Origin of the sequence: Salmonella sp. SA15303, assembly GCF_029962125.1 — a bacterium.
In the GTDB taxonomy this organism is placed as follows: domain Bacteria; phylum Pseudomonadota; class Gammaproteobacteria; order Enterobacterales; family Enterobacteriaceae; genus Salmonella; species Salmonella enterica.
Map to the genome: position 1 here is coordinate 2,676,100 of NZ_CP123924.1, position 15,905 is coordinate 2,692,004.

General features: G+C 49.6%; 20 protein-coding genes. 8 read left to right on the plus strand and 12 right to left on the minus strand.

Going from position 1 to position 15,905, the window contains the following annotated elements:
* Positions 1-39: 39 nt before the first annotated feature.
* Together QEN31_RS13135 and QEN31_RS13140 are read right to left on the minus strand one after the other, a co-directional pair.
* Entirely contained in the window at positions 40-1,236 is a 1,197-nt protein-coding gene (locus QEN31_RS13135) for an anaerobic sulfatase maturase (RefSeq protein WP_000029246.1), read from the minus strand.
* Between the two features lie 289 nt (positions 1,237-1,525).
* The gene (locus QEN31_RS13140; RefSeq protein ID WP_000163762.1) at positions 1,526-2,272 is read right to left on the minus strand and encodes a MipA/OmpV family protein; all 747 of its coding nucleotides are present in this window, start codon (positions 2,270-2,272) and stop codon (positions 1,526-1,528) included.
* A gap of 427 nt (positions 2,273-2,699) precedes the next feature.
* On the opposite strand from QEN31_RS13140, the gene yeaG reads away from it, so the two are divergent.
* Both yeaG and QEN31_RS13150 read left to right on the plus strand, forming a co-directional pair.
* Positions 2,700-4,634, plus strand: coding sequence for a protein kinase YeaG (gene yeaG / locus QEN31_RS13145; RefSeq protein WP_001518010.1), 1,935 nt, complete (start codon positions 2,700-2,702; stop codon positions 4,632-4,634).
* Between the two features lie 122 nt (positions 4,635-4,756).
* Positions 4,757-6,043 (plus strand): YeaH/YhbH family protein, encoded by a 1,287-nt coding sequence (locus tag QEN31_RS13150; RefSeq protein ID WP_000219714.1) that lies wholly within the window; start codon positions 4,757-4,759, stop codon positions 6,041-6,043.
* A 149-nt stretch (positions 6,044-6,192) separates the two neighbouring features.
* On the opposite strand, the gene QEN31_RS13155 is transcribed toward QEN31_RS13150, so the two are convergent.
* Positions 6,193-6,390, minus strand: a complete 198-nt coding sequence (locus QEN31_RS13155; RefSeq protein ID WP_012218875.1) for a hypothetical protein — start codon at positions 6,388-6,390, stop codon at positions 6,193-6,195.
* A 293-nt stretch (positions 6,391-6,683) separates the two neighbouring features.
* Here QEN31_RS13155 and dgcJ point away from each other — a divergent pair, with 293 nt between their 5' ends.
* Both dgcJ and QEN31_RS13165 read left to right on the plus strand, forming a co-directional pair.
* Complete coding sequence (gene dgcJ, locus QEN31_RS13160; protein WP_001048646.1) at positions 6,684-8,177, plus strand: diguanylate cyclase DgcJ; 1,494 nt, start codon at positions 6,684-6,686, stop codon at positions 8,175-8,177.
* A 49-nt stretch (positions 8,178-8,226) separates the two neighbouring features.
* Positions 8,227-8,745 carry a YbaK/prolyl-tRNA synthetase associated domain-containing protein gene (locus tag QEN31_RS13165; RefSeq protein WP_010989016.1) on the plus strand — a complete coding sequence of 173 codons (519 nt, stop codon included), beginning with the start codon at positions 8,227-8,229 and terminating at the stop codon, positions 8,743-8,745.
* Here the strand turns inward: QEN31_RS13165 and yoaI are convergent.
* Positions 8,742-8,849 (minus strand): small membrane protein YoaI, encoded by a 108-nt coding sequence (gene yoaI, locus QEN31_RS13170; protein ID WP_000272241.1) that lies wholly within the window; start codon positions 8,847-8,849, stop codon positions 8,742-8,744. The genes QEN31_RS13165 and yoaI overlap by 4 nt on opposite strands.
* A gap of 205 nt (positions 8,850-9,054) precedes the next feature.
* Here yoaI and QEN31_RS13175 point away from each other — a divergent pair, with 205 nt between their 5' ends.
* Positions 9,055-9,501 (plus strand): DUF441 domain-containing protein, encoded by a 447-nt coding sequence (locus tag QEN31_RS13175; RefSeq protein WP_000460698.1) that lies wholly within the window; start codon positions 9,055-9,057, stop codon positions 9,499-9,501.
* Here QEN31_RS13175 and QEN31_RS13180 read toward each other — a convergent pair.
* Positions 9,481-10,275, minus strand: a complete 795-nt coding sequence (locus QEN31_RS13180) for an AraC family transcriptional regulator (RefSeq protein ID WP_000579793.1) — start codon at positions 10,273-10,275, stop codon at positions 9,481-9,483. The two genes, QEN31_RS13175 and QEN31_RS13180, sit on opposite strands and share 21 nt — an antisense overlap.
* 100 nt (positions 10,276-10,375) lie before the next feature.
* On the opposite strand from QEN31_RS13180, the gene QEN31_RS13185 reads away from it, so the two are divergent.
* Both QEN31_RS13185 and QEN31_RS13190 read left to right on the plus strand, forming a co-directional pair.
* Positions 10,376-11,560, plus strand: coding sequence for a CynX/NimT family MFS transporter (locus QEN31_RS13185; RefSeq protein ID WP_000205341.1), 1,185 nt, complete (start codon positions 10,376-10,378; stop codon positions 11,558-11,560).
* A gap of 118 nt (positions 11,561-11,678) precedes the next feature.
* Positions 11,679-12,026: a DUF488 domain-containing protein gene (locus QEN31_RS13190; RefSeq protein WP_001222527.1), complete on the plus strand. Its 348-nt coding sequence runs from the start codon at positions 11,679-11,681 to the stop codon at positions 12,024-12,026.
* On the opposite strand, the gene QEN31_RS13195 is transcribed toward QEN31_RS13190, so the two are convergent.
* Together QEN31_RS13195 and QEN31_RS13200 are read right to left on the minus strand one after the other, a co-directional pair.
* On the minus strand, positions 12,012-12,323 hold the full coding sequence (locus QEN31_RS13195; RefSeq protein WP_000487126.1) for a hypothetical protein: 312 nt from the start codon (positions 12,321-12,323) through the stop codon (positions 12,012-12,014). The genes QEN31_RS13190 and QEN31_RS13195 overlap by 15 nt on opposite strands.
* Before the next feature lie 68 nt (positions 12,324-12,391).
* A complete protein-coding gene (locus tag QEN31_RS13200) occupies positions 12,392-12,643 on the minus strand; it encodes a putative hemolysin (RefSeq protein WP_000673492.1) in 252 nt (83 codons plus the stop codon).
* A 195-nt stretch (positions 12,644-12,838) separates the two neighbouring features.
* On the opposite strand from QEN31_RS13200, the gene QEN31_RS13205 reads away from it, so the two are divergent.
* Complete coding sequence (locus QEN31_RS13205) at positions 12,839-12,937, plus strand: YoaK family small membrane protein (protein WP_001589065.1); 99 nt, start codon at positions 12,839-12,841, stop codon at positions 12,935-12,937.
* Positions 12,938-13,075: 138 nt separating this feature from the next.
* On the opposite strand, the gene QEN31_RS13210 is transcribed toward QEN31_RS13205, so the two are convergent.
* The 5 genes from QEN31_RS13210 to leuE form a co-directional block, all read right to left on the minus strand.
* Positions 13,076-13,324, minus strand: coding sequence for a GlsB/YeaQ/YmgE family stress response membrane protein (locus QEN31_RS13210; protein WP_000512149.1), 249 nt, complete (start codon positions 13,322-13,324; stop codon positions 13,076-13,078).
* Between the two features lie 314 nt (positions 13,325-13,638).
* A complete protein-coding gene (locus QEN31_RS13215) occupies positions 13,639-14,280 on the minus strand; it encodes a hypothetical protein (RefSeq protein WP_000762776.1) in 642 nt (213 codons plus the stop codon).
* A gap of 229 nt (positions 14,281-14,509) precedes the next feature.
* The gene (locus tag QEN31_RS13220; RefSeq protein ID WP_000513733.1) at positions 14,510-14,692 is read right to left on the minus strand and encodes a DUF1869 domain-containing protein; all 183 of its coding nucleotides are present in this window, start codon (positions 14,690-14,692) and stop codon (positions 14,510-14,512) included.
* 2 nt (positions 14,693-14,694) lie between these two features.
* Positions 14,695-15,057 carry a DUF1971 domain-containing protein YeaR gene (gene yeaR / locus QEN31_RS13225; protein WP_001248993.1) on the minus strand — a complete coding sequence of 121 codons (363 nt, stop codon included), beginning with the start codon at positions 15,055-15,057 and terminating at the stop codon, positions 14,695-14,697.
* 172 nt (positions 15,058-15,229) lie between these two features.
* A complete protein-coding gene (gene leuE, locus QEN31_RS13230) occupies positions 15,230-15,868 on the minus strand; it encodes a leucine efflux protein LeuE (RefSeq protein WP_000457190.1) in 639 nt (212 codons plus the stop codon).
* Positions 15,869-15,905 lie beyond the last annotated feature (37 nt).

The window sequence follows — 15,905 nt, forward strand, 5'->3', positions numbered from 1 at the left end:
ATGTCCGGCATCATACCGCGCAAGGGGGCGATTTTCTTGTCACTGACGAACGTCATCCGCAATCATGTCGACGATGCGGGTAATATGCGCGGCGGGTCGCTGATTCAGTAATAATTGACGCATCACATTCATATAGGGCGTCACATGTTGAAAGAACTCCAGATATCCTTTACAGAGATAATTTTGCCGTTCGCCGCCGTCCATACAAATTCGATGTTTCGGACAACCGCCGTGACAGGCAAAGCGCCACGTACAGTTCTGGCAGCGTGAGGAAAGGTTTGCTTTAGCCGCGCCAAACTGCTGCTGAAAAGGAGAGGCCGCCATTTCTTCTAAAGAGTGTTGCTGCAGATTGCCCAGTTTATAGGCGGGAAAAACAAAATGGTCGCAGCTAAACACGTCGCCATTCTGCTCCACCAGCAAACTTTGTCCGCAGGTCGACTGCATCGTACAAAGCGTGGCGGGCTCCCCCATCCAGACGCCAAGTAAGTTATCAAAAAGCTGTACGAATATGCGTCCGACATCGTGACGTATCCATTGATCAAAAACATCGCACATAAAGGCGCCCCACCCTTCAGGCGTGACGGAAAAGGGCATCAGCGAAGGCGAATCCTCATTGTCAGATAACGTCAAAGAACGCTGCGCTTTTTGCGCGAGCGGCTCAACAATGGGAATAAATTGCAGGTGTTTACTTTCCAGTTCCTGCGTCAAAAAATGATAAATAGCGTTGCCATGACAGCATGACGCATCATTCACGACAGTGAGCGTGTTGAACTCGACATCATTTGCCTGCAGAAGGCGGATAGCATTAACGACTCGGGAAAAAGACGCCCGCCCTGACGGCGTTTTCCGGTAATTATCATGAACGACTTGCGGCCCATCAATCGATATACCAATCAGGAACTGGTGCTGCGCAAAGAAAGCCGCCCACTCTTCATTGATTAATACGCCATTGGTTTGCAGACTGTTGTAGATAGTTTTGCCGTTGGCATAGCGTTGCTGCAAGCGCACCACTTTTTGGTAAAAAGAAAGACCGCATAGCGTCGGCTCTCCCCCCTGCCAGCAAAACGAGACCTCTGAGGATGGCGTATCATCAATTACCCGGCGGATATACGTCTCCAGCACATCGTCAGACATGACGCGCTGCCCCCGGGGTTTATCAAGATAGAAACAGTACTTGCAGGATAAGTTACACAGACTGCCGCTGGGCTTGGCTACGGTATTGAATACTATGCTCATTCGTCTTACTCGCTGTGAAGAATGGGTATAGCATAAGCGGGACGTGACAGGGCGATATCAGCCAGCATTGCAACAATTATTACGCTAATTGTTAGCGCAGTTGTAATCACCTGGATTTTTCATATAAAAGGCTAGTTTTTTAAATTGATGTAACAAAGTATAAATCACATAAGGCTGCGCCATACCCGGTCAACAGCGCATTTATGCAAGCCGTCATGTTCGCGTTTCAGACAGCACAAAGCCCGCATAACGCAGGCTTTGTCGTGGTTTTTCCGGCAAATTCAATCAATCAGAATCTATAGGTCACGCCAGTAGAAAGGATACCGGTCCAGGATTTATCCACCATCGGGCTGTCGGTAATTTCATCCGACAGGCGGGTGTAGCGCGCAGTACCATATACGCTCCAGTTACCGGCGAAATTATAGTTAGCGCTAAGTTCAAGATACGGGTTCCAGCTATCGTTCGGGTTATAGCCGCGCAGGCCGCTACGCGAAGATTCTTTACGTGATACGCCGTAATAGTAATCGTTCTGGTTCTCGCTATTCCATTCAACCCCGATACCTGGCGTTAAGGTCAGCCCGCCATTGGTATACCGATACAGCCAGGCCAGATCCCAGACAATACCGTTACTGTTATCCAACGTATCCCCTGCCAGTGAGGTACGCAGGAATCCATATTGGGTGTGATGCGCGTAAGAAACGCCCGCCATCATAGTACTTTTACGCCTGTCCAGACGACGCAACTGATGGTCATCGCTGTCGCCCGGTTTGAAGTACATCGGGGACCAGTATGCCATGATTGACAACTTATCGGCATTGTCATTCCACAAGTAGTACCCGCCGCCCAGACCACGGAACCAGAAGTTTTCGCTTTCATAAGCGATGACCGGTATCGGATAAACATCGCTATCGTAATCTTTATAAGGGTGTTCAACCACACCAACGCCTGCGCCCAACGTCAGGTTGCTTTCAGCGTGCGCGACGCTGGCGGATGTTGCAATAAACACGCCAAGAGCCAGAAGTTTAAGTTTGGTCACAATCCATAATTCCTTATTCAAATGTTCTGCGGCAAAAGTGTAACCGCCAATACCTGTAAGCCCAACTATTTTACACAATGTAACCGTTTAATATCACCACAACCGATTATTTTCAGATGATCGGCTGATGATCGTTATGTGACCGGGAACGCTTTTTCTGATATCCACCAGCCTTTTCTACCTGATGAGTTATTGATATGTCATCGAAATCCACTGACGCGTACAGGCAAGTTTTGCAAATGCCATCTACGCTTAATGTTAAGAAGGTGTATCACCGGACACGTTAATCTTCTGACCAATAAAATGGCATGAGAGTTGCTTTTTTTTTCCTTAGCAGAGACGGCGTTCAGTCTACCTCTTCCGGGAGCCTCTACTATTCATATGAACGGCTCTTAACATGTGCGAAAAAACGAAAGGATGGCATATCATGAATATATTCGATCACTATCGCCAGCGTTACGAAGCTGCCAAGGACGAAGAGTTCACACTGCAGGATTTTCTTACCATTTGTCGGCAAGATCGCAGTGCTTATGCCAACGCGGCAGAGCGGCTATTAATGGCTATCGGCGAGCCTAATATGGTCGACACTGCCCAGGAACCCCGACTTTCCCGACTCTTCTCCAACCGGGTTATTGCTCGCTATCCTGCGTTTGAAGAGTTTTACGGCATGGAAGACGCGATTGAACAGATTGTCTCTTATCTAAAACATGCGGCGCAAGGGCTGGAAGAGAAGAAGCAAATTCTCTATTTGCTGGGACCTGTGGGGGGGGGCAAATCATCGCTCGCTGAACGGCTGAAATCGCTAATGCAGCGCGTGCCAATTTATGTTTTAAGCGCCAACGGCGAGCGTAGTCCGGTCAACGATCATCCGTTATGCCTGTTTAATCCGCAGGAAGACGCGCAGATTCTGGAAAAAGAGTACGGTATTCCGCGCCGCTATCTCGGTACGATTATGTCCCCGTGGGCGGCCAAACGCCTGCATGAGTTTGGTGGCGATATTACTAAATTCCGCGTGGTGAAAGTCTGGCCCTCCATTCTGGAGCAGATTGCCATCGCCAAAACGGAACCCGGCGATGAAAACAACCAGGATATTTCGGCGCTGGTCGGCAAGGTGGATATTCGTAAACTCGAACATCACGCCCAGAACGATCCGGATGCGTATGGTTACTCTGGCGCGCTGTGCCGCGCTAACCAGGGGATCATGGAGTTCGTCGAGATGTTTAAAGCGCCTATTAAGGTGCTGCACCCCTTGCTGACCGCAACCCAGGAAGGTAACTACAATGGTACGGAAGGTATTTCCGCCCTGCCCTTTAATGGCATCATACTTGCCCACTCAAACGAATCTGAATGGGTGACTTTCCGTAACAATAAAAATAACGAAGCGTTCCTCGACCGTGTCTATATTGTGAAGGTGCCTTATTGCCTGCGAATCTCCGAAGAGATCAAAATCTACGAGAAACTGCTTAATCATAGCGAGCTGGCTCATGCGCCCTGCGCGCCGGGCACGTTGGAAACGCTTTCGCGTTTCTCGATTCTTTCCCGCCTGAAAGAGCCGGAAAATTCCAGTATTTACTCGAAAATGCGCGTTTATGACGGTGAAAGCCTGAAAGATACCGACCCTAAAGCCAAATCGTACCAGGAGTATCGCGACTATGCGGGCGTGGATGAAGGGATGAACGGTCTCTCCACCCGATTCGCCTTTAAGATCCTCTCCCGCGTATTCAACTTCGACCATGCGGAAGTGGCGGCAAACCCGGTACATCTGTTCTACGTTCTGGAACAACAAATCGAGCGCGAGCAGTTCCCGCAGGAGCAGGCTGAGCGTTATCTGGAGTTCCTGAAAGGCTACCTGATCCCGAAATACGCCGAATTTATCGGCAAGGAGATCCAGACGGCCTATCTCGAATCTTACTCTGAGTACGGGCAGAACATTTTTGATCGTTACGTGACTTATGCGGATTTCTGGATTCAGGATCAGGAGTATCGCGACCCGGATACCGGTCAACTGTTCGATCGCGAGTCGCTGAACGCCGAACTGGAAAAAATTGAAAAACCAGCGGGTATCAGTAACCCGAAAGATTTCCGTAATGAGATAGTAAACTTTGTCCTGCGCGCCAGAGCCAACAATAGCGGCCGTAATCCAAACTGGACCAGTTACGAGAAGCTGCGCACGGTGATTGAGAAAAAAATGTTCTCCAATACTGAAGAGCTGTTGCCGGTCATTTCTTTTAACGCCAAAACGTCGACTGACGAGCAGAAAAAGCATGACGACTTTGTCGATCGGATGATGGAAAAAGGGTATACCCGTAAACAGGTTCGTTTGCTGTGCGAGTGGTACCTGCGCGTGCGTAAATCGTCGTGATGTTAATGCCCGGTGGCGCTTGCGCTTACCGGGCCTACAAAGTAATGTTCTGTAGACTGGCTAAGCGTTAGCGCTATCCGGCACTGACAGAACAGGCGCTCAGTTGGCAGTACGGGGGGCATATGACCTGGTTCATAGACCGACGTCTTAACGGCAAAAATAAAAGCACGGTGAATCGCCAGCGCTTTTTGCGTCGTTATAAAGCACAAATTAAGCAGTCGATTTCCGAAGCGATTAATAAACGCTCTGTGACCGATGTCGACAGCGGAGAGTCCGTCTCTATTCCAACCGATGATATTAGCGAACCGATGTTTCATCAGGGGCGCGGCGGTCTGCGCCATCGCGTCCATCCGGGTAACGATCACTTTATCCAGAATGATCGCATTGAGCGTCCGCAAGGCGGTGGCGGCGGCGGTTCCGGCAGCGGTCAAGGTCAGGCCAGCCAGGACGGCGAAGGCCAGGATGAGTTTGTTTTTCAGATTTCAAAAGATGAGTATCTGGATCTGCTCTTTGAAGATTTAGCGCTGCCTAATCTGAAGAAAAACCAGCATCGCCAGCTTAACGAGTATAAAACTCACCGCGCCGGTTTCACCTCAAACGGCGTACCGGCCAATATCAGCGTGGTACGTTCGCTACAAAACTCTCTGGCGCGCCGTACAGCAATGACGGCAGGAAAACGCCGCGAACTGCACGCGCTGGAAACGGAACTGGAGACCATCAGCCACAGCGAACCAGCGCAACTGCTTGAAGAGGAGCGGTTACGTCGGGAGATTGCCGAACTACGGGCTAAAATCGAGCGAGTGCCGTTTATCGACACCTTTGATTTACGCTATAAAAATTATGAAAAACGGCCTGAGCCCTCCAGCCAGGCGGTGATGTTCTGTCTGATGGACGTCTCGGGTTCGATGGACCAGGCAACCAAAGATATGGCCAAGCGTTTTTACATTCTGCTCTATCTGTTTTTGAGCCGAACGTATAAGAACGTCGAAGTGGTTTATATCCGCCACCATACCCAGGCGAAGGAAGTGGACGAACATGAGTTCTTTTATTCGCAAGAGACCGGCGGGACGATTGTCTCCAGCGCGCTTAAACTCATGGACGAAGTGGTTAAAGAGCGCTACGACCCCGGTCAGTGGAACATCTATGCGGCGCAAGCGTCAGACGGTGATAACTGGGCCGACGATTCACCGCTGTGTCATGAGATTCTGGCGAAAAAGCTGCTGCCGGTAGTGCGCTATTACAGCTATATCGAGATTACCCGCCGCGCCCACCAGACCTTATGGCGCGAGTATGAACATCTGCAGGCGACGTTCGATAACTTCGCCATGCAGCATATTCGCGATCAGGAGGATATTTATCCGGTATTCCGCGAATTGTTTCAGAAACAGAGCGCCAATCAAAGTGCATAACCATAAATCAGCCCGTAATGAGTCACGGGCTGATTTATCACTAACAAGGCAATTATACATACTACCACTATAATAGCCGTAAACCTGTATATCTCCTGACTGGATTAACCTTACATGCGCCGACTTATCACTGAAATACTATGGATTTATTAATGCCAGCAATACTCACCAGGAGGTGGCGGTAATTGCAGAGAATCAGGGGGTTGTAGTTTGCAAAAAAGCCATGGACCCGAAAAATCAAAATCCCACGGACTATCACTACCCGACGCTGCCATAGCAGACGACGTGAACCCCGCAGCCAGCAATGCAAAAAGAAAAATTGTTGCCATTTCTTTAAATCGTTTCATAGTGCCTCCGAACGGAAGTACATTATTATCCTTACCACTTCACACTCCTTTCGCGTAATAATAAAGGCTATTTTATTTTCGTTAGTGTTAAATCGATGCCGTTAATTAACAATTTACTTTTTGCGACAATAGTCACGACTGAAAATATCAACACCATATATTATTGAATTTATTAAATCGAGAATGATTTTTATTCCATAACATCAACACGTTTTATTTTTAAACAGTCTATTAGAGGAATTCTCATCGCTATGGTAAACTAACGCATCCGACTTTCAGGGCTGTAGTTCATCATGAATTTGCATCATAAAGCGCTCAGGCACTTTATCTCGGCAAGCGTCATCGTTTTGACATCGTCCTTCCTGATTTACGAACTTATTGCCAGCGACAGGGCAATGAATGCCTATATGCGTTATATCATGGAGAGAGCCGATTCGTCGTTTTTGTACGATAAGTACCAGAATCAGAGCATCGCCGCACATTTGATGCGAACTTTTGAAGCGCCGGGAGACCCCGTCACCGCAGAAAAACACCGCGCGTTTTGCGACGCCTTTGAAGCTATTAACGGTACGCACGGTGTCAACCTGACCCGGCATAATTATCCGGCGCTACATGGTACTCTGCAAACCGCCGCTACACAGTGTACCGATAATCTTGATGACGCCCTTTTACTGCCTGCATTTGATCAGGCGGTAAGCATCAACCGTTCGCAGGACGACCATAGTCACGGGCTGGGCACACTGGAGCTTAAATTCCGTTATTACGTTGATTTAAATAAACATTATGTCTATTTCTATGATTTAATCAACTCACGGCGCTTCGCCATGCATCGTTGGACTTTTTTACAAAAAGGCACAATGGGTATTAACAGAAAAGATATAGATAAACTTTTTACCGGCCGTACGGTTATTTCAAGTATCTACATGGATGATATTACTCAGGAAAACGTCATGAGTTTTTTAACGCCAGTCTATCTGGCGGGATCGTTAAAAGGCATCGTGATGGTGGATGTTAACCAGGATAATTTAAAAAATATTTTTTATACCCAGGACCGTCCGCTGGTTTGGCGTTATCTTAACGTAACACTAAAGGATATGGACTCCGGAAAAGAAATTATTATTAATCAAAGCAAAAATAATCTGTTTCAATATGTGAATTATAGCCATGATATCCCTGGTGGGCTGCGCGTTTCGTTGTCCCTTGATTTAACCTATTTCCTTGTCTCGTCCTGGAAAGCGCTGGCCTTTTACTTACTGGCAACGGCGCTCCTGCTTAATATGGTACGGATGCACTTTCGGCTTTATCGCAACGTCACACGCGAAAATATTAGCGATGCCATGACCGGGCTTTACAACCGTAAAATATTAACACCGGTGCTGGAACAGCGACTGCAACGCCTGGTCAATACCGGGACGCCGGTGACATTTGTCGCTATTGATTGCGATAGGTTAAAACTGATCAACGATACCCAGGGGCACCAGGAAGGCGACCGAATTATAACCCTGTTGGCGAAAGCGATTAAAACATCGATTCGTAAAAGCGATTACGCCATTCGCCTCGGCGGCGATGAGTTCTGTATTATTCTTGTTGATTACGCGGCGGATTTGGCTATCCATCTGCCGGAGCGTATTATTCGTAACCTGCAAATTATCGCACCGGATAAGACAGTCCATTTTTCTGCCGGGATTTATAATATGCAGCCCAATGATACGATTAATGATGCCTACCAGGCTTCCGATGCGCAGCTCTATCTGAACAAACAACAAAAACAACATCGTTCATCATAGTGCTTCGCAGTAAATGTTCATATTGCACCAGGAGTGAGAAATGGCCGAAATGACTGAAGTCGCGAAGGGTGTCGCTACACACCAACGTTTAGTGGCTTTATTAACCCAGGAGAACGCGCGCTATCGTGTGGTGAACCATGAAGCGGTAGGGAAATGCGAAGCGGTATCTGAAATACGTGGTACTGCGCTGGGCCAGGGCGCAAAAGCGCTGGTCTGTAAAGTCAAAGGCAACGGCGTCAACCAGCACGTTCTTGCTATTCTGGCGGCCGATCAGCAAGCCGACCTCTCTCAGCTTGCTTCACATCTGGGCGGCTTACGCGCTTCCCTTGCCAGCCCGGCGGAAGTCGATATGCTGACCGGCTGCGTTTTTGGCGCGATCCCGCCTTTCAGTTTTCACCCCAATCTGAAACTGGTCGCCGATCCGCTCCTGTTTGAGCGTTTCGATGAAATTGCCTTTAATGCCGGCCTGCTGGAAAAATCAGTCATTATGAATACACAGGACTATCTGCGCATCGCCCGACCAGAACTGGCAGTCTTCCGCCGCTTTCAGTCATCGCCAACGGCTTAGTCCCCTCCCCCTTCAAGGAGCAATACCGACACAACGATAATGATAAAAATGGCGAAAAACGACGCCGTAATCATCAGCGCTTCAAGAAACGGTGGATCGTACATAATTGTATCCTCAGGAAGACAACAATGACGGTTCACCTGTTAGCAATACGCGGCGTTGATGGCAATTTAATGACAACGCCGTTTTTCACGTAGAGATTGTCTTTCAGGCAGTTGCCTGAAATCCGCATCAATCGTTAAAAAGGCCTGTGCGCTTTGCCGTTTGGGCGTAAAGTAGTCAGGCTTACTTTTTGGCAAGGAAACCATAATGTTTGATGTCACTCTGCTGATCCTGCTCGGACTGGCAGCTCTGGGATTTATCAGCCACAACACCACTGTCGCCGTCTCAATTCTGGTGCTGATTATTGTCCGCGTAACCCCGTTGAATACCTTTTTTCCCTGGATTGAAAAACAGGGACTCACCGTCGGGATTATCATTCTGACCATCGGCGTAATGGCTCCCATCGCCAGCGGAACCCTACCGCCCTCCACATTGATCCACTCTTTTGTGAACTGGAAATCGCTGGTCGCGATTGCCGTCGGCGTTTTCGTCTCCTGGCTGGGCGGTCGCGGCATTACGCTGATGGGAAACCAACCGCAGCTCGTCGCCGGGCTGCTGGTCGGTACGGTACTTGGCGTCGCGCTGTTTCGCGGCGTGCCGGTCGGCCCACTGATTGCGGCGGGGCTGGTCTCTTTAATTGTGGGGAAGCAGTAACTCGCCCGTCAGATACTGGCCTGGCGTCTGCCCCAGGCCTTTTTTAAACATGGTAATGAATGCCGTGGTGGAATCATAACCCAGCATTTGCGCCGTCTGCTGTACATTACGTCCCGCGATCAGCGCTTGTAGCGCCAGGATTAATTGCAACTGATGACGCCAGCGACGAAAGCTTAGTCCCGTCTCTTTGACGACCAGCCGGGCAAGGTTACGCTCGCTCATCGCGAATACGCTGGCCCACTGCCCTAATGTATTCCATCGCGCGGGCTCCTGCGCCATTGTCTCAACCATTTGGCGGATTTTCGGATGCCCCGATACCGGTAATTGCAATTGTTCCTGCGGCTGCTGCGGCAGTTCATCAAACAACACCTGAATAAGGCGCTGCGTTGGCATTTGCGCTCTTTCGGGATCGGTTCTGCGCGCCAGCGACAAAATCAACTCCCGGCATAACGGCGAAATTTTCAGCGTGCAGCAACGCTCCGGCATGACGACCGCCGCAGGTTCAATAAATAAAAAGCACAGCTCCGCCCCTGCGGTCACATGATTACTGTGCGGCAGCGAGCCGGGGAGCCAGACGGCATACTGGGGCGGAACCATCCACATCGCATTTTCCACCTCGCAGGTAATCGCGCCGTGCAGAGCGAGAATCAACTGTCCCTTGCGATGCTGATGGCGAGGGCTAAACAGTTCATCATCCCTGGCGCGAATACAAAAGGCCACAGCGGCATCGTGGTGAAGGTCGGGATCGTAACCGTCCAGTCTCAGACCAATCATTATATTGTCCGATTTTAGCGATAAATTGTCATTTTAGCTTGATTCATCCAAACAGTAAAAACTGTTAAGGTATCGCCTCGCCTGACGAGATGAGAAAACGATGACGACAGCCCTTTCACCACGCGGCAAACAGGGCGCTTTACTGATTGCCGGTATTTTGATGATAGCCACTACGCTGCGCGTAACATTTACCGGCGCTGCGCCGTTGCTGGAGACAATCCGTTCGGATTACGGTCTTTCCACCGCCCAGACGGGCCTGCTAACAACCTTGCCGCTTCTGGCGTTTGCACTGGTTTCGCCGCTGGCGGCCGGTATTGCCCGCCGGTTTGGGATGGAACGCAGTCTGTTTGCCGCAATGCTGCTGATTTGCGCGGGTATTGCTCTCCGCTCCCTGCCCTCCGCTGCATTGTTGTTTGCCGGAACTGCCATTATTGGGTGCGGGATAGCGCTGGGTAATGTGCTGCTACCAGGATTGATTAAGCGCGATTTTTCACAACATGTCGCCAGGCTGACGGGCGCGTATTCATTGACGATGGGCGCCGCCGCCGCGTTGGGGTCCGCGCTGGTGGTTCCGCTGGCGTTGCACGGTTTTGGCTGGCGCGGCGCGCTGTTAATGCTGATGCTGTTTCCGCTGTTGGCGTTTCTTATCTGGTTGCCGCAGTGGCGCACTACCCGCTCAGCTAACCTGAGTAGCTCCCGGGCATTACATGAACGCGGTATCTGGCGTTCGCCTTTAGCCTGGCAAGTTACGTTGTTTCTGGGACTTAACTCACTGATTTATTATGTGATTATCGGCTGGTTACCAACAATACTCATCAGCCACGGTTACAGCGAAGCACAGGCAGGATCGCTACATGGCCTGCTGCAACTGGCGACCGCGGCGCCTGGGTTAGCTATTCCGCTTATTTTGCATCGCTTTAACGATCAACGCTGGATTGCCGCGCTGGTCTCACTATTGTGCGCAGTGGGCGCGGCGGGGCTTTGGTTTGTGCCGGGCCAGGCGATCATCTGGACGCTACTGTTCGGCTTCGGTTCAGGCGCGACGATGATCCTCGGCCTGACGTTTATCGGCCTGCGCGCCAGTTCGGCGCATCAGGCGGCGGCGCTTTCCGGCATGGCGCAGTCGGTCGGGTATTTACTGGCGGCATGTGGGCCGCCCGTCATGGGAAAACTTCATGATGCCAGCGGTAGCTGGTATCTACCGCTGTCAGGCGTGACGGTTCTGGCTATCATCATGGCGATTTTCGGCCTCTACGCCGGACGCGATCGAGAGATAGCGTCATAAATAAACCTGATACCCACTTGAATGCCTGATGACGCTTCGTTTATCAGGCCTGATCCATTAAAATCATTACCGCTATCCGACAAAAGTACCGTAAGCGACACCATCACAGGAGGGAAAAATGCGAATCCAGTGTAAGCGCGTCTATTTCCCGGCGGAAAAAGACGATGGTTATCGGGTATTGGTTGACAGGCTATGGCCGCGAGGCATTAAAAAAGCAGCGCTGGTCTATGATGAATGGAATAAGGCCATTACGCCCTCCACCGAATTGCGCAAAGCCTTTCATAGCGAACTGATTGATTTTAACCACTTCGCGCAGCAATACCGGGCAGAACTTGCGCAACAGCATCAAGAAGGCAAACGTCTGGCGGATATTGCCCGACACCAGCCGCTAACGTTGCTATACGCCGCTAAAGATACTCGCCAGAACCATGCCATTGTGCTGGCAGAGTGGCTACGAGAGCTGTGATTGTCGTGCCGCCGCCTGGCCTGGTTGTCTGTCCGGGGACAACGGCATCAAATGTTCTGCCCGCACCCAGGCAAAACCGTGCTGGCCATCGGCGGAGGCTACGTCGCCCGTAACCAGCCACAGCGCCCGAGGCGCTTCTTTCGGCAGTAAGGTGACGTGTCCATTTACTGGATTAATGAATTCATCTCCGGGTTGGCACAGGCAAAATAGCTCAACCGATTTACCAATATTCTGCCGTCCGGCGGGTGTTTTAGCGCCAATAACTATTGCCAACGCGCCCGGCTTTAACTGAAACATATTTTCTTGCGCCGCATGAAACTCATTATCAGATTGTTCTTAATCATATCCCGTCGGACCGCAGGTTGTCACTTTTTCGTATCAGGGTGCTCTCTGCGCCATAATGTCCACTCATCAATGATTTCGCCATTGGGCAATTTGCAATCGGAACGCACGCCTTGTGGGGTCTGCACCGGCATCAGCGTACCGCCCTGTTGCTCACAGTAGACGGCTGCCGGATTAGGCATCCCAATACGCGGCGGCCTGGGGGCGTTGGGTTGCGACGATGAACAAGCGCTCAGCAGCAATACGCCTGGCAACGCAATCCACGTAAATTTCATAACGACTCCTTAAAGCGATATTTTGTCCAGGATAACCTGGCGGGTACGCTATTTCCATACTTTCTGTCAGCGCTTTAGTGGGTGTTTATCCCGGGTTAAGTCAGCAATAGCCACGCCCTGTCACAAAGCAACCAACCTTTTGTCGCTGAGAAAACCCTGCTATTCTGGCGCCCCCTGAACAGTGAAGGTAATAGCATGAGAGTGGGTATCCTCTTCCCTGTCGTCATTTTCATTACGGCAATATTATTTTTGGCATGGTTTTTTATTGGCGGTTACGCCGCGCCGGGAGCATAACCATGAGGAAAACAACGATGGTGTTGATGGGCATCGCGCTAATTGCGGTGGCGGGTACCGAACTGGGCTGGTGGTAAATTCATTTTGAATAATAAAGGCTACCTGTCGTAGCCTTTATTATCTCTGAAAGTTCTGCGTTTAGCTTTTGATTTTTCTGTAGATTAACAGCACGACAATCGCGCCGATCACCGCGACTGCAAAGCTGCCGAAGTTGAAACCATCCACTTTGCCAAAGCCAAAGAACGTACTGATCCATCCTCCGACTACCGCACCAACGATCCCCAGAATGATCGTCATAAAGAATCCGCCGCCATCTTTACCTGGCATGATCCACTTAGCCAAAATACCCGCAATAAGTCCAAAAATAATCCATGAAAGAATGCCCATTTTTTCCTCACTTATGTCTTAACGTTAGCGGTTTATTTGCCGTTAAAAAGAATAGCACATCGTCAGGAAAGTGAAGTTTGTGATGTCCATCACCTTTTAGCGTCGTGGATAAAAGCGCATAAATATCAGGGTTGCAATCATTAATGATAACGATTATCTTTATCAATACCGAGTGGTTGAGTTTATAACCCACCTGTTCGGTACGACATTGCTCACATTGCTTCCAGTATTATTTGCCCGCCTCACCGAGTGCGGGCTTTTTTTGCTAACCGCTATCTATCCCATGTCGAATTCATGGTCTTTTTTCAGCCGCGCTATTTTGCGTGATACGGGGTCATCTCCAGCGCCGTACATTCATCCTGCTTGTCCTGCTGCATAAACCCCACGGTCACCATAAACAAACCGATCATAAATGGCACTTCATAAAGCTCTTCAATCAAATCCGTGTAACGAGCGTTATGCAGGAATATCGGCGACAACCACCGATGATGCTCGACAGTGTCGGAAATCAGATATGAACATGTCGTCACGGCAAACAGCCACAATGGCAGAGGAACGTCCCGTAGGCGACGAACAATCTCCTTACGTAGCCCGGCAGAAAACAGGACTGGCAAGACTAACGCAGCAATTAATATCACTGAAATCGTTCTGAACAGCATACGCGGCTCGTCAGGGAAATAGTCACGCCCCCAACTGGTGCTTCTACCCAATAGCACCACCCACCAGACAACAGCCCATAGCCAAAACTGCTTTGCCCCTTCGGGACGGGAAAGTGGCCGTATATACCAGGCGGTAAATAGCGCCCCAAACAGTAACCATAACGCTTGTCCGTTTTCAATCCATCGGACCACCACGCCGTTAAGCAAAGGCAATTGCCAGTCCGCCGTAAACGGGATGACCACAGCGGCAAGCGCAAGAGTAAGTGCTGACGAAGTTAATCGGGTATCGAGTTTCATGATTATAAGACTCTTCTGGTTTTTAATACCCAATCATAAGTTTTATGAATACGCTCTCATTAGCAAACAATGCGATATTCTTAATGTTTTCTTAATGTTTCTTTTCAACCCATGTCTGATGTAAATAAACAGCGCTTTTCAATACGCAAAAACCGCATCACGCTGGCGACGCGCGATGCGGCTTCTGATTTAAAAAATCACTTTATATCAAATAGATACTACAAGATCCTTACCAACCGCAAACGTCGTGTTCGTTTTCGGTATCGTAGGAACGCACGGTATTGACCAAATCCTTCACAACTTCTGCTGCAACTTCAGGTACCAGCAACGTCATCGGTGCTTCCGTTTCATAGTCCACAGAGACGCCGTTGCTATTATTCGTGACCGTGACGGTATAAGTAGCTTTTCCCATTATTATTCTCTCCCGGCATGAATGACTTTTCGTGAGGTCGCCCCTTCCATCAGTACTTCCGGCGCGACAAAAAAGTCGATGTTAAAATAGGTATCATCCGTCATGACCTCAATATTGTGCCACTTTTCCGGAGGAAACACGCCAAACTCGCCGGCATTGATCACCATGATCTCTTCCGGCTCAGAGCAATGTTCATCAGCGTATCCGAGATATTTGACCGCCCCCTGCATCACCGAGAGACGAGGATAAACGCCGGGTCGCGTTCCCTTATCAAGGTGGCGTTCGAAAATTCCGGCAGGCGCCGTCTCTTTGTTCCAGAATGGCGTGGAACGTGTATGAATATGATTTTGTGGAATTTGCCGCATTTGCTTCCCTCTTCACGCAGGTTACTCAGCGATAATCTCATCGCTGTCGTAAAAAGGTTACGCTCCAAAAACAGTATTTTAAATACCATTTATTGGTTACTATTTTGCTGTTTTCCACGCAATAAAACCGAAAGGAGAGCAATGACCCGCCGTTGACGACGGGTCCAGGTGGTTAAGACTGGAGCGTTGCCAGCCGGGCGGCAAATCCGACGAAAAGAAGGCCAATCAAAGAATTGCCCACTTTTGCCAGTTTCTTTTTGGTACCAATATAGTGGGTTACAAAAGCGCCAGAAAGAATTAAAAAGCTCAGATAGCAAAAACTGACGATTTCAAGGGTGGTGGCCAAAATAAAAAATGACACCCCAGTATGCGGCGCAGTAACGTCAATAAATTGCACAAAAAAGGAAACATAAAAAAGTATGGCTTTAGGATTCGTCAGGCTAAGAATTAAAGCACGCTTAAAAATAGCGCCAAAAGGAACTACCGTTTCCGTCGCCGCACGCCCTTTTGAGGTCAGCGTGGCGTAAAGGATTTTTGCGCCAAGGTAGAGCAGATAAAACGCGCCGAGATAGCGAACAATGTTAAACAGAACCGGCGTTGTTTTGATCAGCGTCGCCACGCCCGCATACGCCAGAAACATTAATATCGCATCGCCGATAAACACGCCGCATGCGGCAAGATATCCTCCTTTAACCCCGCGTCCCACGCTGTTTTTAAGCACAAAAAGCGTATTCGGCCCCGGTACCAGAACGATAAAAATCGCCCCAACCAGGTACGTCCAATAATTCAGAACACCATACTCCGCGAACACATTAACCTCTTCCTGAAAACATTTACGCTTAGCTGCG